The 14,675-nt window shown below is 57.8% G+C and carries 15 protein-coding genes; 3 read left to right on the top strand and 12 right to left on the bottom strand.

Annotated elements, in window-relative coordinates:
• The first annotated feature begins 141 nt into the window (after window positions 1-141).
• Window positions 142-873: an arginine ABC transporter substrate-binding protein ArtJ gene (gene artJ / locus GNG26_RS07040; RefSeq protein ID WP_156240149.1), complete on the top strand. Its 732-nt coding sequence runs from the start codon at window positions 142-144 to the stop codon at window positions 871-873.
• Window positions 874-1,020: 147 nt separating this feature from the next.
• Here artJ and GNG26_RS07035 read toward each other — a convergent pair whose 3' ends face one another.
• The 11 genes from GNG26_RS07035 to nfsA form a co-directional block, all read right to left on the bottom strand.
• Window positions 1,021-2,475, bottom strand: a complete 1,455-nt coding sequence (locus tag GNG26_RS07035) for a sensor histidine kinase KdpD (protein ID WP_156238271.1) — start codon at window positions 2,473-2,475, stop codon at window positions 1,021-1,023.
• Window positions 2,472-3,164 carry a response regulator transcription factor gene (locus tag GNG26_RS07030; protein WP_103823432.1) on the bottom strand — a complete coding sequence of 231 codons (693 nt, stop codon included), beginning with the start codon at window positions 3,162-3,164 and terminating at the stop codon, window positions 2,472-2,474. The genes GNG26_RS07035 and GNG26_RS07030 overlap by 4 nt, the downstream gene beginning before the upstream one ends.
• Before the next feature lie 166 nt (window positions 3,165-3,330).
• Window positions 3,331-4,458 carry a 23S rRNA (uracil(747)-C(5))-methyltransferase RlmC gene (rlmC, locus tag GNG26_RS07025; protein ID WP_156238270.1) on the bottom strand — a complete coding sequence of 376 codons (1,128 nt, stop codon included), beginning with the start codon at window positions 4,456-4,458 and terminating at the stop codon, window positions 3,331-3,333.
• Window positions 4,459-4,498: 40 nt separating this feature from the next.
• Window positions 4,499-4,987 carry a YbjO family protein gene (locus GNG26_RS07020; protein WP_103823434.1) on the bottom strand — a complete coding sequence of 163 codons (489 nt, stop codon included), beginning with the start codon at window positions 4,985-4,987 and terminating at the stop codon, window positions 4,499-4,501.
• A 59-nt stretch (window positions 4,988-5,046) separates the two neighbouring features.
• On the bottom strand, window positions 5,047-5,892 hold the full coding sequence (potI, locus tag GNG26_RS07015; protein ID WP_103178862.1) for a putrescine ABC transporter permease PotI: 846 nt from the start codon (window positions 5,890-5,892) through the stop codon (window positions 5,047-5,049).
• Window positions 5,889-6,839, bottom strand: a complete 951-nt coding sequence (gene potH / locus GNG26_RS07010; RefSeq protein ID WP_103178861.1) for a putrescine ABC transporter permease PotH — start codon at window positions 6,837-6,839, stop codon at window positions 5,889-5,891. The genes potI and potH overlap by 4 nt, the downstream gene beginning before the upstream one ends.
• 9 nt (window positions 6,840-6,848) lie before the next feature.
• Window positions 6,849-7,982, bottom strand: coding sequence for a putrescine ABC transporter ATP-binding subunit PotG (potG, locus tag GNG26_RS07005; protein ID WP_156238269.1), 1,134 nt, complete (start codon window positions 7,980-7,982; stop codon window positions 6,849-6,851).
• A 96-nt stretch (window positions 7,983-8,078) separates the two neighbouring features.
• Window positions 8,079-9,191 carry a spermidine/putrescine ABC transporter substrate-binding protein PotF gene (gene potF / locus GNG26_RS07000; RefSeq protein ID WP_103823436.1) on the bottom strand — a complete coding sequence of 371 codons (1,113 nt, stop codon included), beginning with the start codon at window positions 9,189-9,191 and terminating at the stop codon, window positions 8,079-8,081.
• A gap of 349 nt (window positions 9,192-9,540) precedes the next feature.
• Window positions 9,541-10,017: a YbjN domain-containing protein gene (locus GNG26_RS06995; RefSeq protein ID WP_103178858.1), complete on the bottom strand. Its 477-nt coding sequence runs from the start codon at window positions 10,015-10,017 to the stop codon at window positions 9,541-9,543.
• 61 nt (window positions 10,018-10,078) lie between these two features.
• Window positions 10,079-10,981 (bottom strand): 30S ribosomal protein S6--L-glutamate ligase, encoded by a 903-nt coding sequence (rimK, locus tag GNG26_RS06990; protein ID WP_103823438.1) that lies wholly within the window; start codon window positions 10,979-10,981, stop codon window positions 10,079-10,081.
• A 72-nt stretch (window positions 10,982-11,053) separates the two neighbouring features.
• A complete protein-coding gene (gene nfsA, locus GNG26_RS06985) occupies window positions 11,054-11,776 on the bottom strand; it encodes an oxygen-insensitive NADPH nitroreductase (protein WP_103178856.1) in 723 nt (240 codons plus the stop codon).
• Window positions 11,777-11,957: 181 nt separating this feature from the next.
• On the opposite strand from nfsA, the gene GNG26_RS06980 reads away from it, so the two are divergent.
• A complete protein-coding gene (locus GNG26_RS06980) occupies window positions 11,958-12,227 on the top strand; it encodes a GrxA family glutaredoxin (protein WP_103823439.1) in 270 nt (89 codons plus the stop codon).
• Between the two features lie 13 nt (window positions 12,228-12,240).
• Here GNG26_RS06980 and GNG26_RS06975 read toward each other — a convergent pair whose 3' ends face one another.
• Entirely contained in the window at window positions 12,241-12,630 is a 390-nt protein-coding gene (locus tag GNG26_RS06975) for an inner membrane protein YbjM (protein ID WP_103823440.1), read from the bottom strand.
• 273 nt (window positions 12,631-12,903) lie between these two features.
• Here GNG26_RS06975 and GNG26_RS06970 point away from each other — a divergent pair, with 273 nt between their 5' ends.
• Window positions 12,904-14,589: an aspartate:alanine antiporter gene (locus GNG26_RS06970; protein WP_103178853.1), complete on the top strand. Its 1,686-nt coding sequence runs from the start codon at window positions 12,904-12,906 to the stop codon at window positions 14,587-14,589.
• Window positions 14,590-14,675: the final 86 nt, after the last annotated feature.

The following is a 14,675-nucleotide window of genomic DNA, read 5'->3' as shown; positions in this document are numbered from 1 at the left end:
AAGCCTGACAGCTTCCCGTCTTTTTTATTATCAAAATAATATTTAATCATTTTTATTGCATACAAATTCATTAAGTGGCATTGTAACTCTCAGCCGCAGACACGGCACATAATGACAAGATTGACAGACGGGAGCTTCATGATGAAAAAGTTAGTTCTGGCCGCTTTACTCGCTACCTTCGCTGCAGGCGCCTCTGCTGCCGATAAAATCAACTTCGGTGTTTCTGCGACCTATCCACCGTTCGAATCACTGGATGCCAGCAACCAGATCGTTGGGTTTGATATCGACCTGGCGAAAGCGCTGTGCAAACAGATGCAGGCCGAGTGCACCTTTACTAACCACGCTTTTGATAGCCTGATCCCGTCCCTGAAATTTAAAAAATATGATGCGGTGATCTCCGGCATGGATATTACTCCGGAGCGTAGCAAGCAGGTCACCTTCACCGAGCCGTACTATGCCAACTCTGCGGTGGTGATTGCCAAAAAAGGCCAGTACACCTCCTTTGAGCAGCTGAAAGGCAAGCGCATCGGCATGGAAAACGGCACCACGCACCAGAAATATCTCCAGGATAAGCACCCGGAAGTGAAAACCGTGGCCTATGACAGCTACCAGAATGCGATTATCGACCTGAAGAATGGCCGTATCGATGGCGTGTTTGGCGATACGGCGGTGGTGAACGAGTGGCTGAAGACCAACCCGCAGCTGGGTACCGCTACCGATAAAGTGACCGACCCGCAGTACTTCGGCACCGGTCTGGGCATCGCGGTTCGTCCGGATAACAAAGCCCTGGTCGAGAAACTGAACGGCGCCCTGAAAGCGATTAAAGCTGACGGCACGTATCAGAAAATCAGCGACCAGTGGTTCCCGCAGTAAGCCTGTTTTGCCGGGTGGCGGCTTCGCCTTACCCGGCCTACGGATTGTGCGGTCTGATGCCCGGTGGCGGCTACGCCTTACCGGGCCTACGGATGGTGCGGTTTGTAGTTTTGTAGGCCGGGTAAGCGCAGCGCCACCCGGCATTACTCACAGCGGCACATAGAAGCGAAAACGCGCCCCTTTCGCCGCCTCCATCAGCCTGATCCCTCCGCCGTGCAGCTCCAGCATCCTTTTGACGATCAATAGCCCCAGCCCGCCGCGATTATCCCGCGACGCCTGCTGACTTAGCGCAGAAGGCCGCATAAAGAGATCGTCGCGCAGGTGTTCATCCACCCCCGGCCCGCTGTCGTTGACTTCTACCTGCAACTGCTCGCCCTCCAGCCACACCTTCAGCCCGATCTCGCCGCCCGGCGGCGTATGCCGGATGGCGTTATCCAGCAGATTGGTGACCACCCGCTCGATCATCGACAGATCGGCGTTGATCATCGGCAGCTGGCGCGGCACGTCGATATGCAGCCGCAGCTTGCGCGTTTCCACCGCCAGGTCAAACTTTTGCGCCACGTCGGAGATGAGCTCCCCGATAGCAAAGCGCTCCCGCTGGGGCTTGATGCTGCCGTGCTCAAGGCGCGCCAGCTCAAACAGCTGCTGCGACAGATGGCGCACTTTATGCCCCTGACGCAGGGCAATGGAGAGATAGTGCTGCGTCTCCTCTGCGGATAGCGTGCCCGATTTCAGCGACAGGGTTTCCAGATAGCCCAGCAGCGCGGTCAGCGGGGTACGCAGATCGTGGGAGATATTGGCGATAAACTCCCGGCGCTGCCGGTCGCTGTCGGCCAGCTGATCCCACTGGCTGGCAATCTGCTGCGCCAGTTCGATAAAGGTATTACGCAGCAGGGCCACTTCATCAGACGGCGTGGTCTGTATGGGCTGGGTGGCCAGCTGCTTGATGACGTGCATACTTTCGCGATCCAGGCCGCTCACCTCGTCGGTCAGTTGCTTGACAGGCCGGGTGACCCAGTACCAGACCAGGCCGCCCGCCAGCGCGCCGAACAGCGCCACCAGCAGCAAGGACCAGAGCACCGTGCTCCAGAGCGTTTTCTGCCATGCCTGCTCCGCCAGGGCGTTCAGCTCTTCTCCCTGCAAAATGATGTAGAGATAGCCGCGCAGCACGCCGTCCTGATGCAGCGGCACGGCGCTGAAGACCTTCTCTCCCGTCAGGGTGCGGGGATCGTCGCCATAGACCGGCATCATCCCGCCGCTCAGGAACTGCTGTACCGGCGCAACGGCGAGATGCTGGCGTTTGATATGCCCCGGCGGCGCGGCATCGGCAAGGATCTGCCCGTCCGGGGAGAGGATGTAGAGCTCCACGCTGGGGTTGTAAGTCATCAGCCTGTCGAACAGCGGCTTGAGGCGGGAGCGATCGACCTGCCCGTGCGCATCCAGCAGGGTTTCGCGCTGGGCGATGTGCTGCGCCAGCCCGCCGGAGAGACGCTGCACCATGGCGTTGCCATACTGCATGCTGGTCCAGAGCTGCACCGCGCAGGCCACCGCCGCGCAGACCGTCAGCAGAAGGATGAAGATCAGGGTGAGACGGCGGATCATAGCGGGCGTTCCGCAAACAGATAGCCTTTACCCCAGACGGTGCGGATGATCTCCGGCTCGGCGGCATCTTTCTCAATTTTTACCCGCAGACGATTGATATGGGTGTTGACGGTGTGCTCGTACCCTTCGTGCTGATATCCCCACACCTGTTCGAGCAGGGCCAGCCGGGAGAAGACCTCGCCGGGATGGCGGGCGAAAAAGTAGAGTAAATCGAACTCGCGCGGCGTCAGGTCAACCACCTCGCCGCGCAGCAGCACGCTGCGGGCCAGCGGGTCGATGGTCAGGCCGTGGGCGTTAATTAGCCCGGACGTTTGCTGTCCCATCGCCTGCTGACGGCGGAACAGCGCCCGGATGCGCGCCACCAGCTCCTGCACCGAGAAGGGTTTAGCCAGATAGTCATCGGCCCCGGTTTCCAGGCCCAGAATACGCTCGGTTTCGCTGCTGCGGGCGCTGATGATAATCACCGGCAGGTAATGGTCCCGGGCGCGGATCGCCCGGCAGAGGGTCAGCCCGTCAACGTTGGGCAGCATCAGATCGAGGATCACCGCGTCCCAGTGAGGTTGCCCGAGCAGCTGCAGCGCCCTGCCCCCGTCCGCTTCATGGGTAATCACGTAACCTTCGTCTTCTAAATTGAGGCGCAGTAACGCGGCGATATCGCCGTCGTCCTCCACCAGCAGGATGTGCTTCATCGGTCAGCCTTATTGAATCTTAACAGCTAAAGCTTACCCGATTTCCGGGGCGGGAAACGTTCACATTTTGTTTAACATTGTGCAGGGGGTTGCCGGGTGGCGGCTGCACCTTACCCGGCCTACGAAACCGTAGGCCCGTACAAGCGCAGCGCCGCCGGGCGGTTCCTCAGGATTTAACTAATAGCGTCAGCACTTCATAGTGCGCAGTATGCGGGAACATATCGAACAGCTGTACCCGCGCAATCCGGTAACCGGGCAGGTCGCGAATGTCTTTTGCCATCGTCTGCGCATTGCAGCTGGAGTAGATAATAAACTCTGGCGCCATCTGGCTCAGGTAGTCGCACAGCGCCTTACCGATACCGCGGCGCGGCGGGTTTACCAGCACCAGCTCCGGCACGTTGCCCTGGCCGGTGGCGAACTGCGTCGAATCGAGCGCCTGGAAGTGCAGATTCGTCAGCCCCAGTTCCGCGGCGGACTGGGTGGCGCAGGCGATCGCCTCGGCGGAGATCTCAATCCCGGTCAGCTGCATCTGTGGGGTGGCGCAGTGCAGGCCAAAGCCGCCGACGCCGCAGAAGAGATCCCACATATGGTTAACCGGCAGACCACGCACCCAGTCGCGTGCGGTGGCGTACAGCTCGCTTGCCACGGTCGGGTTGGTCTGGAAGAAGCTCTTTGGGCGGATCCACAGCGGCACGTCGTTAAAACGCTCTGCCAGCGCCTGAGCGTCGGTGAGGAAGATCTCCTCTTCCCCTTCCATGATCGCCATATGCACTGGCTGAATATTGGCGGTAATCACCTTCAGCTGCGGCAGCTGTTTCTGTAGCCACGGCAGCGCCGCGCGGAGCTGGGGCAACTTGGCCTCCGAGCGCAGCACGAAGCGCAGCATCATCCCGCCATCAAGCTGGCTTTCGGTGAGCAGAATGTACTTCAGCTCGCCGCGCTTGCGTTCCACGTTGTAGGGCGTCAGGCCCGCGCGGGCGATAAAGGGTTTCAGGGCGGCAAAGACCGGCGCGAACGAGGCCGGATAGAGCGGGCAGTCGGTCAGATCGACAGGGGTGCCGTCGCGGTGCAGCATGCCGAGCAGCGGTTTTTCGACGCTGCCGCTGACCACCATTTTGGCTTTATTGCGAAACGCCTGTTCCGGCCCGCTAACCGGCGCGCACCACTCCGCCACCGGCAGGCCAGACAGCAGCGTCTGCAGGTCGGTCATTTTGGCGGAAAGTTGTGAAGAGACCGGCTGCGCTATCCACTGACAGGAGCGACAGCGGCCGGCATCATAGAGTGCGCACTGCATAACGAAACCTTAATACGTCTGGGGGCAGCGATTATACACGTTATTGCAGACGGAAAAACCGTCGGCTGGCCGCAGGGACAAACAGCAGGCCGAGCACCAGGATGTCGGGCAGTTTTTGCATCACCAGGGTGTGGAAAATCTCGCGCTTTGACTCGCCGGGAATGCTGAACAGTTCGGGATAGCCGTAGCCCAGCGATGCGGCCCACAGATAGCCGGTGGCGGTGATCTGGGTCAGCAGGTAGATAATCCGCGCCCAGTTACGCCCTTTCACCAGCGAAAAGGCGCAGTAAATTTCGATAAAGACCAGCATCAGGCTGGCAAAAAAGACCAGCGTCAGGCTCCAGGTCTGTACGCTGCGGTGAACAAACTCGCTCAGCCCGCGCATCCCCAGCGTATTGAAAATCATAAACACATCAAGGCAGCGGATCATGATAATGGCGAGCGCCGCCACCTGCACCAGGGCAGGAACGTTCAGACGGGCATGCGAACGGCTTGTTTTCGTGAAAAATCCCAACGTGATGTCTTCCATGAAACGATGCCGCGATAACGCGGCATCTTAATTTCGCTTCTTTGCAGATTTTAGGAGCTTCAGCCGCGTCTTGCACGTTGGATATCGCGCTGACGCTGTTTTTCAGACCGCGCCATCAGATACCAGGCAATTAACCCGATGATGCCGACCACGCCGAGAATCAGCGTCGCCAGGGCGTTGATCTCCGGGTTGACCCCCATGCGCACGCTGGAGAAGACCAGCATCGGCAGCGTGGTGGCCCCCGGGCCGGAGACAAAGCTGGCGATCACCAGGTCGTCCAGCGACAGGGTAAAGGCCAGCAGCCAGCCGGAGATCACCGCCGGCATGATCATCGGCAGGGTGATGATGAAGAAGACCTTCAGCGGCGTCGCCCCGAGATCCATCGCCGCCTCTTCAATAGAGTGATCCAGCTCGCGCAGGCGCGAGGAGATGACCACCGCCACATAGGCGGTACAGAAGGTGACATGGGCCAGCCAGATGGTGAGCATGCCGCGATCCGATGGCCAGCCAATGGCATGCCCCATGGCGACAAACAGCAGCAGCAGCGACAGGCCGGTGATGACATCGGGCATCACCAGCGGGGCAGTGATCATAAAGGCGAAGCCGTTGGCCCCGCGAAAACGACCAAAGCGCACCATCACTACCGCGGCAATCGTGCCCAGAATGGCCGCCATCGTCGCCGCGCAGGCGGCAATGGTCAGGCTCAGGCCCACGGCGCTCATCATCGCCTCGTCGCGGAACAGCTCGCCGTACCAGCGCGTGGACCAGCCCGCCCACACCGTTACCAGCTTGGAGCTGTTAAAGGAGTAGATCACCAGCATCAGCATCGGCGCGTACAGGAAGGTAAAGCCGAGGACCAGGATCAGGATCCGCCACGGAGAGCGCACTACCGGTAAATTGTTCATCCGTGATCTCCCATCTGTTTCTGCTGGTACTTGTGGAACCACATGATCGGCACGATCAGCAGCAGCAACATCACGATCGCCACCGCCGAGGCCACCGGCCAGTCGCGGTTATTAAAGAATTCCTGCCACAGCACGCGACCAATCATGATGCTGTCCGGGCCGCCGAGCAGTTCCGGGATCACAAACTCCCCCACCGCCGGGATAAACACCAGCATCGACCCGGCGATAATTCCGCCTTTGGTCAGCGGCACAATCACGCTGAAGAAGGTTTTCATCGGACGGGCACCGAGATCCAGCGCCGCCTCCACCAGCGAGTAGTCGATGCGCGTCAGGGCGGTGTAGATAGGCAGCACCATAAACGGTAGATAGGCGTAGACAATGCCGATATAGACCGCCAGATTGGTGTGCAGAATGGTCAACGGCTGATCGATAACCCCAAGCCAGAGCAGAACGTTATTCAGCACGCCGTTGTTTTTCAGGATCCCCATCCAGGCATAGACGCGGATCAGGAATGAGGTCCACGAGGGTAAAATCACCAGCAGCAGCAGAATGTTACGCGTTGAGGGCTTGCTGTGCGCCACCGCCCAGGCCAGCGGGTAGGCCAGCAGCAGACAGCAGATCGTCGAGATAGCCGCGACCTGCAACGACTGCAGATAGGCCTCAAAATAGAGCGGATCCTCGGTCAGCTGCAGGAAGTTGCCCAGGTTGAGCATGATCGACAGCTGACTGTCCCCCCACTCCAGCAGATCGCTGTAGGGCGGGATCGCCCGCGCCATCTCCGCCAGACTGATTTTAAACACAATCAGGAACGGCAGCAGGAAGAGCAGGATCAGCCACAGATAGGGCAGCGCGATCACCAGCTTACGCCCGTGAGCCATCTGCATACGGGTCAGCCAGCTGGTATCAATGCCCGCCGCTACGCGGGTCGCAGGTTCAGGTTTGTTCATCGCCCTTCCTTATACCGTCAGCACAACGCAGCTATCGGCTTCCCAGCACAGACGCACTTCGTCACCCCAGGTCGGTAACCCCTTGCGGTAGCGGAAGGTGTTTTGCAATTGCGCACTGATCATTTGCCCGCTCTTCAGGCGGACATGGTAGATGGAGAGATCGCCGAGGTAGGCGATATGCACCACTTCCCCCACGGCAAAGTTGTAGCCATCCGCGGGCGCCTCTTCGCAGAGGGTGATTTTTTCCGGGCGCAGGGCCACATAGACCGGCACGTTATCCACTACCGAGTTGTCCGCCGCCACTTTCAGCGGGTGGATCAGCCCCGGCGAGTCAATCACCAGCCCGTCCTCTTCGCGGGTTTTCAGCAACCCTTCAAACACGTTCATGGAGCCGATAAATTCGGCGCTGTAGCGGGTGGTCGGATGCTCGTAAATCTCTTCCGGCTCGCCAATCTGCACGAATTTGCCGCGGTTCATGATGGCGATACGCCCGGCCATGGTCATCGCCTCTTCCTGGTCGTGGGTCACCATCACGCAGGTCACGCCTACACGCTCGAGAATATCCACCACCTCCAGCTGCATACGGTCGCGCAGTTTTTTATCCAGCGCCCCCATCGGTTCATCGAGCAGCAGCAGCTTTGGTCGTTTCGCCAGGCTACGAGCCAGGGCCACGCGCTGACGCTGGCCGCCGGAGAGCTGGTGCGGCTTGCGCTTCGCAAACTCCTGCATGTGCACCAGGCTCAGCATTTCGGCCACGCGGGCGGTGATTTCCGCTTTTGGCAGTTTGTCCTGCTTCAGGCCAAAGGCGATGTTCTGCTCCACGGTCATGTGCGGGAACAGGGCATAAGACTGGAACATCATATTGATCGGGCGCTGATAAGGTGGCACCCGGGAGAGGTCGACGCCATCCAGCATAATCTGCCCGGAGCTGGGCTGTTCAAACCCGGCGAGCATGCGCAGCAAGGTCGATTTCCCGCAGCCAGATGCGCCAAGCAGAGCAAAAATTTCACCTTTGTAGATAGTCAGGCTGACATCATCCACGGCATTCTGACCATCGAAAGATTTGGTCAGGTTACGGATTTCCAGCAGCGGGGTCAGCGCTTTACGGGTTTTCGCCTGCGGGCGGGGGATCGCGTCGTTCACGGGGTGCTCTCCGGCATCAATCAAAATGGTGCAGGCGCACCAGAACGGTGCGCCTGTTGCCGGGGGCGCTACGCTTGCCCGGCCTACGACGAACGGTTATTTACCGCTTTTCACTTTCGTCCACGCACGGGTACGGACGCGGTCAATTTTCGGCTCCTGCACGCTCAGGGTAAACATCTTGGCGCGCACCTCTTCCGGCGGGTAGATCCCTGGGTTATCACGCACTTCAGCGCTGACAAGCTTCGTGGCCTCTTTGTTGCCGTTGGCATAGAAGACATGGTCAGAGATGTGGGCGATCACTTCCGGACGCAGCAGATAGTTCAGGAACTGGTAGGCTTCGTCTTTGTTTTTTGCATCGGCTGGCATCGCGAAGACATCAAAGAAGGCCATAGCCCCCTCTTTCGGGATCGAATAGGCGATATTCACGCCGTTTTTCGCCTCTTTCGCGCGGTTCGCCGCCTGCCACACGTCCCCTGCCCAGCCGATGGCTACGCAGATATCGCCGTTTGCCAGATCGTTGATGTACTGGGAGGAGTGGAAGTAACGGATATTGGGACGCAGCTTCAGCAGCAGATCGGTGGCCGGGCCGGTGTAGTCATCCGCTTTGGTGCTGTTGGGATCTTTGCCGAGATAGTTCAGGACGGTGGCAAAAATCTCTTCAGGCGCATCGAGGAACGACACGCCGCAGCTTTTCAGCTTCTCGAGGTTCTCTGGCTTCAGCACCAGATCCCAGCTGTTTACCGGCGCATCGGCACCCAGCACCTGTTTCACTTTCTCGACGTTATAGCCAATGCCGGTGGTGGCCCACATGTACGGCATGGCGTATTTGTTGTCCGGATCGTGTTTGGCGATAAGTTTCAGCAGCTCAGGGTCGAGGTTTTTCCAGTCCGGCAGTTTGCTTTTATCCAGCGGCTGGAACACGCCCGCAGAGAGCTGACGTTCCAGGAAGCTGGCTGACGGTACGACCAGGTCAAAGCCGGTGCTGCCCGCCATCAGTTTGCCTTCCAGCACTTCGTTAGAATCGAAGACGTCATAGACGACTTTAATCCCGGTCTCTTTTTCAAAATTCGCCACCGTATCCGGGGCGATATAATCAGACCAGTTGTAGATATGCAGCGTTTTTTGCTCTGCCGCCAGCGAGCCTGCAGAGACCGCCATCAGCGCGCCCGCAACCAGACCCGATAACCATTTTTTATTTAAAGCGATCATAGCGTTAATCCTTCTGAAAGCGCGTTAACAAACGCACTAAAAATGAACACTCTTAGCCTATGCAAGAAACGTGCATAATTTATCACTCTGCCTGTAGCAGAAGATGTTACTCAGGTGGCTGTATCTGCTCGCGTTTAACAGCATCGCAAGAATAAACTGTAGCTTGTCTCCGTAGCTATAGCTCAGATTAAAAAACGCCTTTTAACAATTTTTTATGCAAGAAGTATCTATGTGATAAGCCGAATTGGCGGGATGGCGGTGAATAATTCTTTAAAGAAAGGTTAAAGTCAGCAGAAAAGCGGGTGTTATGCAGCCGCCACAACAGCGACTGCCTAAATGTCAGACAGGTTTAGTGCAGAAAATTGCCCGCAGATTCAGGCTGCTCAGCGCCCTCTTCAGCGTTATAGAGCAGATGATGGGCGCTGGCTTCCAGCATTACCATAGAGATCTGCTCTTCGCTCTGCTGGATAAACGCCGCGAACTGCGGGAAGGTCAGCCCAACGGACGCGGATAAAGACTGGCAAACCACCAGCTTTGGCAGATTATCATCCTGTATATCGAGAAATGCTTTCACCGTCAAAGAACTGGCATTGATGGCGGACAAATCCGATGCTAAGGCCAGCAGCGCCGAGGGTTTGACCTCTGCCAGCGCGGAGAAAAGAATAACGTCATTGATCAGATCGAGTTTGGCATCGAACACGCCGTCAAAGTTTTGCATGTGCGGCAGGTGCAGCGCCTGGCAGGTGTCGCATTCAAAAAAGCTGACGCCCATGTTGTCCAGCCAGTGGCGTAACGTATCAAGTGTCGGTACTACAAGTGAATCCATAACGGTGGAACCCCTTCAAAAAAATAGTGCCTGGCCCAGGCCACACGGCGCGGCAGGCCAGTTATCCGCCCGTTTTCAGGCAAAACTCCGGCGTGGCATGGCGTTCAATCCAGCCGATCATCTTCCCGGCGATATCAATCCCGGTGGTTTTCTCAATGCCTTCCAGCCCTGGCGAGGCGTTGACTTCCATCACCAGCGGCCCTCTGTCGGCGCGTAAGATATCGACCCCGGCAACGTCCAGCCCCAGGGTTCTGGCGGCCAGCAGGGCCATCTCCCGCTCGCGAGGGGTGATCTCCACCACCCGGGCCACGCCGCCCCGATGCAGGTTAGAGCGAAAATCGCCCTCTTTCGCCTGACGCTCGATGGCGGCGACCACTTCATCGCCCACCACCAGGCAGCGAATATCGCGCCCTTTCGCCTCTTTAATGTACTCCTGCACCAGAATGTGCGCGTTCAGGCCGCGAAACGCATCCACCACGCTCTCTGCCGCCTGGCGGGTTTCGGCCAGCACCACGCCAATGCCCTGGGTGCCTTCAACCAGTTTAACCACCAATGGCGCGCCGCCGACCATCTCGATCAGATCGTGGGTGTCATCGGGCGAGTGGGCAATACCGGTGATCGGCAGGTCGATCCCCTGGCGGGCCAGCAGTTGCAGGGAGCGTAGTTTGTCACGCGCCCGGGTGATCGCCACGGATTCATTCAGCGGATAACTGCCGAGCAGCTCAAACTGGCGCAGCGCGGCGGTGCCATAAAAGGTGATCGCTGAGCCAATGCGCGGAATAACCGCGTCAAAATGCGGCAGCTGGCGCCCTTTATAGTGAATAGAAGATGCCGCCGGGCTGATATTCATATAGCAGGACAGCGGATCGAGAATTTCCACCAGATGGCCGCGCTGCTGCGCCGCTTCACGCAGGCGTTTACACGACCAGAGCGTTCCATCCCGGGACAATATGGCAATTTTCACCCTGCACCTCTCAGACATGATCTGGTAAAAGCCTGCGTATCATACACGCAGGGAGGCGCAGGATGAATGGCCTTATCGCGTCGCCCAGCCCTGTTTATGCAAATAGTCGAGAATAAACGGACGGTTTTCTTTGATGATGGTGCGCCGGATATGGTCGCTCCAGGTGTCGCGGCGGTTATTGGTCGCGCGGCTGAGGTAGTAGTTCGCCAGTTCTTCGTCGTATTGCGCCAGCACCGCTTTATCGACCGGCTGGTAGTGGTTTTCATGCATCACCATCGCCGCAGGCAGGCGCGGCTTGACGTCCGGGTTATCCGCCGGCCAGCCGAGGCAGAGGCCAAACAGCGGCAGGACGTGCTTCGGCAGCTGCAGCAGCTCTGTCACCGCCTCAATGCTGTTGCGGATACCGCCAATGTAAACCCCGCCCAGCCCCAGCGACTCCGCCGCGGTCATCGCGTTCTGGGCCAGCATCGCGGTATCCACCACGCCCAGCAGCAGCTGCTCGGCGAGGCCCAGCTGCGCCTCAGGGCAGATTTGCAGATGGCGGTTGAAGTCGGCGCAGAAGACCCAGAACTCCGCCGCCTCAGCCACGTGCTTCTGCCCGCCGGTGAGGGTCACCAGCTGCTCGCGCATCGCGGGATCGGTGATGCGGATAATGGAGCTGCACTGCAGGAAGCTGGAGCTGGAGGTACCCTGCGCACCGGCAAGAATGGCCTCACGCTGGGCATCGCTGATGGGTTGATCGGTAAAATGGCGAATGGAACGGTGGGAACGAAGCAGATCAATTACGGGCGTCATGCGGTCTCTCTGTACGGGCGTTAATGACAATATCGCCAGTATAGGCAAAGAAAAGGCGGCTGTAATTGGCGAAACATAGCCTGGAGATATCAATGTAACAGGCAGAACCTGCTTTTCATTACCGATAGTTATCGGCAATATAGCGTCATTCGCCGTCAGGCTTAGTTTCAGGAGAGACAACATGTTTGCAGTAATTTTTGGACGTCCAGGCTGCCCTTACTGTGTGCGCGCAAAAGATCTGGCAGAAAAACTGACCGCTGAGCGTGATGATTTTAACTACCGCTACGTGGACATTCATGCCGAAGGCATCACCAAAGCCGATCTGGAAAAAACCGTCGGTAAGCCGGTTGAAACCGTACCGCAGATCTTCCTCGACCAGAACCACATTGGCGGCTTTACCGATTTTGAAGCCTATGCCAAAGCGAACCTCGGGCTGTTTGCTGCCCAGTAAGCCTTTCGCGCCCTCACTCTGAGGGCGTTTTTATTCTCGCACGACGATTCTCCAGCGCCCGGCGCACGAACAGAAAGAACAGCGCCCCCAACGCACACCAGAAGACCCCACTTAACAGCCATGCCATCTCCTGCACGATAGTGCGCGACGGGATAAAGACCAGACGCATCACCACCAGACAGAGGGGCGCAGCGAGCATCGCACCGACCAGCGGCCGGATGACCTCTCCCCCACGGGAGACAAAACTGGCGGCAGCACCTGGCAGGGTGAAGAACAATAATCCCAGCTCAGGACGCCCGGCGGCAATAAATGCCCCTCTTACGTTGAACGTCAGGCAGATGCATACACCAGTAAAAAGTAAAAAACAGCAAGCCACCCCAAACCAGTTACGTTTAATATTCAAATCGTCCCCCTACAGCGCGGGCAAATTCATTTTTCGTCCACTGGACGCACAATCAGATGGTTTATATGGCATTCCATGCCTGAACGGCGCGTCGTTACGCAATCACGAGCAGATGTTGCTGTCTGTTATAAATAAAGTAATAGTTTGGTATTATTATTTGATATATATTATAGTGTGCGGCCGGGAGCCGCAGCGCTCCTCAACACCGGGAAAACAGTAGCCTAAATCACCTGTCCCTTCAACCACTTACTGGTAAACAAGAAGTTATCCTTCGTGAACATAAACGTCGCAGAATTGTTAAACGGGAATTACATCCTGCTATTATTTGTGGTACTGGCGCTGGGTCTGTGCCTGGGTAAATTACGCCTCGGATCAATCCAACTTGGTAATTCTATTGGCGTTTTAGTCGTCTCGTTATTATTAGGCCAGCAACATTTCAGTATTAACACGGATGCCCTTAATCTGGGCTTTATGCTGTTTATTTTTTGTGTAGGTGTTGAAGCCGGACCTAACTTTTTTTCAATTTTCTTCCGCGACGGTAAAAATTATCTGATGCTGGCGCTGGTGATGGTCGGCAGTGCCCTGCTGATTGCGTTAGGCTTAGGCAAACTGTTTGGCTGGGATATCGGCCTGACGGCGGGCATGCTGGCCGGCTCGATGACCTCCACGCCGGTGCTGGTGGGTGCGGGGGATACGTTGCGCCATCTGGGGCTGGATAACGCCCAGCTCTCTATGGCGTTAGATCACCTCAGCCTTGGCTATGCTCTGACCTATCTGATTGGTCTGGTGAGCCTGATCGTGGGCGCACGCTATCTGCCGAAGTTACAGCATCAGGATCTGCAGACCAGCGCCCAGCAAATCGCCCGCGAACGCGGTCTGGATACGGACAGCAAACGCAAAGTCTACCTGCCGGTGATCCGCGCCTACCGTGTCGGCCCGGAACTGGTGGCCTGGGCGGACGGTAAAAATCTGCGCGAACTGGGCATTTATCGCCAGACCGGCTGCTATATCGAACGCATCCGCCGTAACGGCATTCTGGCGAACCCGGACGGCGACGCGGTACTGCAGATGGGGGACGATATCGCCCTGGTCGGCTACCCGGACGCCCACGCCCGTCTCGACCCCAGCTTCCGTAACGGCAAAGAAGTGTTCGATCGCGACCTGCTGGACATGCGCATCGTCACTGAAGAGATCGTGGTGAAAAACCACAACGCCGTGGGTCGCCGCCTGGGACAGCTTAAACTGACCGACCACGGCTGCTTCCTGAACCGGGTGATCCGCAGCCAGATTGAGATGCCTATCGATGACAACATCGTGCTGAACAAGGGCGATGTGTTGCAGGTGAGCGGCGACACGCGCCGCGTGAAGACCGTTGCCGACCGCATCGGCTTTATCTCCATTCACAGCCAGGTGACCGATCTGCTCGCCTTCTGCGCCTTCTTTATCGTCGGCCTGATGATTGGGATGATCACCTTCCAGTTCAGCAATTTCAGCTTTGGCATCGGCAACGCCGCCGGCCTGCTGTTCGCCGGGATCATGCTCGGCTTCCTGCGCGCCAACCACCCCACCTTCGGCTATATCCCCCAGGGCGCGCTGAACATGGTGAAAGAGTTTGGCCTGATGGTGTTTATGGCGGGCGTCGGCTTAAGCGCGGGCAGCGGCATTGGCCACAGCCTGGGCGCGGTAGGCTGGCAGATGCTGGTGGCCGGGTTGATCGTCAGCCTGGTGCCGGTGGTGATCTGTTTCCTGTTCGGTGCCTACGTGCTGCGCATGAACCGCGCGATGCTGTTTGGCGCCATGATGGGAGCGCGAACCTGTGCGCCTGCGATGGAAATCATCAGCGATACCGCGCGCAGCAACATTCCGGCACTGGGCTACGCGGGCACCTACGCCATCGCTAACGTATTGTTAACTCTCGCGGGGACGCTAATCATCATCATCTGGCCGGGTCTGGGATAAAAAATTTTTGCGCAATGACGAAAAAATTTTCGCTATGCGCAGAACTTTTCTGCCAGACGTCAGTCATAACTATTGCCACTGCTTTT

It is taken from the genome of Leclercia sp. J807 (assembly GCF_009734465.1).
Classification (GTDB): Bacteria; Pseudomonadota; Gammaproteobacteria; order Enterobacterales; family Enterobacteriaceae; genus Enterobacter.
Note: the sequence above shows the minus strand (reverse complement) of the source record. Positions and strands in the feature narration are given on the sequence as shown.

What these genes read in the sequence shown, in the direction of transcription:
- GNG26_RS07020 (WP_103823434.1), bottom strand. Translation starts at nt 4,987, where the DNA reads ATGGAAGACATCACGTTGGGATTTTTCACGAAAACAAGCCGTTCGCAT.
- GNG26_RS07030 (WP_103823432.1), bottom strand. Translation starts at nt 3,164, where the DNA reads ATGAAGCACATCCTGCTGGTGGAGGACGACGGCGATATCGCCGCGTTA.
- artJ (WP_156240149.1), top strand. Translation starts at nt 142, where the DNA reads ATGAAAAAGTTAGTTCTGGCCGCTTTACTCGCTACCTTCGCTGCAGGC.
- nfsA (WP_103178856.1), bottom strand. Translation starts at nt 11,776, where the DNA reads ATGACGCCCGTAATTGATCTGCTTCGTTCCCACCGTTCCATTCGCCAT.
- rlmC (WP_156238270.1), bottom strand. Translation starts at nt 4,458, where the DNA reads ATGCAGTGCGCACTCTATGATGCCGGCCGCTGTCGCTCCTGTCAGTGG.
- GNG26_RS06995 (WP_103178858.1), bottom strand. Translation starts at nt 10,017, where the DNA reads ATGGATTCACTTGTAGTACCGACACTTGATACGTTACGCCACTGGCTG.
- GNG26_RS06980 (WP_103823439.1), top strand. Translation starts at nt 11,958, where the DNA reads ATGTTTGCAGTAATTTTTGGACGTCCAGGCTGCCCTTACTGTGTGCGC.
- potH (WP_103178861.1), bottom strand. Translation starts at nt 6,839, where the DNA reads ATGAACAAACCTGAACCTGCGACCCGCGTAGCGGCGGGCATTGATACC.
- GNG26_RS07035 (WP_156238271.1), bottom strand. Translation starts at nt 2,475, where the DNA reads ATGATCCGCCGTCTCACCCTGATCTTCATCCTTCTGCTGACGGTCTGC.
- potI (WP_103178862.1), bottom strand. Translation starts at nt 5,892, where the DNA reads ATGAACAATTTACCGGTAGTGCGCTCTCCGTGGCGGATCCTGATCCTG.
- potF (WP_103823436.1), bottom strand. Translation starts at nt 9,191, where the DNA reads ATGATCGCTTTAAATAAAAAATGGTTATCGGGTCTGGTTGCGGGCGCG.